Consider the following 1,237-nt stretch of genomic DNA (forward strand, 5'->3'; position numbering starts at 1 on the left):
ATGAACTTGCAGCAAAACAGCAAAATGGCTTTGGCGGGATTGTTTCTTTTGTAGTTAAAGGTGAGCGTGAAGGAGCATGGAAGGTTATTGATAACACCAAATTTATTTCTATCACGGGTAATTTAGGTGATGTGAAATCAACAATTACGCATCCTGCTACAACCACACACGGCAAACTTTCTGCTGAAGCAAAACAAGCTGCTGGTATTCAAGAAGGCTTAATCCGCGTTTCGGTTGGCTTAGAAGATATTAACGATATTATTAGTGATATCTCACGTGGATTAGATTTGATCTAATAAAACTTATATATCTAAGAATTAAGCCACACTCATTTTAGTGTGGCTTTACTTTAAGGGAAGTTACTCACAAACAACGATTGAAATAAAAAAGCTACATTTTGTTGTAAATGAATTAAAAATCACAACGTATAAAAGTTCTAAATTTAATAAAAATAACAAAGTGAGTTTTTAACCATGCTTAAGCCTATAATTATTTTAGTTGCTATAGGGGCAATTGGTTTGGTTGGATACAAAGTATTTGCCCAAAAGGATGAACCGACTCAAATTAACGAAACTGTTTTATTGATTAATGATGCAAATAAATCAGTTGAAGAAGCTGATCATACAATAGAAAAAGCGAATGCCTCTTTTCAGAAAATTCCTTTAAATGAATATAAACCCGACAATAGCACCCTCCAAGCTTCGCAGTAGCTTAACTTAAATTTTAGAACCGGCCTTCACAGTAAAAAGTTTCGTATAGAAAGCTTTAAATGGATGAGTTACCTAAAAGAGTTTCATAGATACCAATAGAAAACATTAATTTATTGTGTCAGAATTGCGGATTAATTTTGATTTAAACGTACTGACCTCAATGATCTTATTGATCGATAGGGGCGTTCAAAGAGTTTAAGTTCCGAAGTGTTATATGACTATCAATAATACTTGAAATATTTGATAGAGATACGGAGTTAGGTTTATGAATATCAATATGCTCATGCAGCAAGCGCAGCGCATGCAAAAAGATATGGAATCAAATATAAAAAAGGCTAAAGAAGAGCTTGCTCAAACTGAAGTACACGCTGAAGCGGGTGGTGGTTTAGTTAAAGTAACAATGACTGGCCGTTATATCGTAAAACGTATCGAAATTAATCCAGAATTACTTCAAGACGAACCAGACATGATTGAAGACTTAATCGCAGCTGCGGTGAATGATGCTGTGCGTCAAGCTGAAGTAGTTT

Annotated in this window: 3 protein-coding genes; all 3 read left to right on the forward strand. The window is 34.6% G+C overall.

What is annotated here, in order from left to right:
* The coding region (locus VXQ92_RS19035) for a PLP-dependent transferase (protein ID WP_416682852.1) at nucleotides 1-296 on the forward strand (296 nt) is incomplete at its 5' end.
* A gap of 177 nt (nucleotides 297-473) precedes the next feature.
* Entirely contained in the window at nucleotides 474-710 is a 237-nt protein-coding gene (locus tag VXQ92_RS19040) for a hypothetical protein (RefSeq protein ID WP_000917295.1), read from the forward strand.
* 265 nt (nucleotides 711-975) lie between these two features.
* Nucleotides 976-1,237 (forward strand): YbaB/EbfC family nucleoid-associated protein (locus VXQ92_RS19045; protein ID WP_416682853.1); only part of this gene is annotated, 262 nt, incomplete at its 3' end.

Source organism: Acinetobacter sp. 228 (assembly GCF_048147885.1).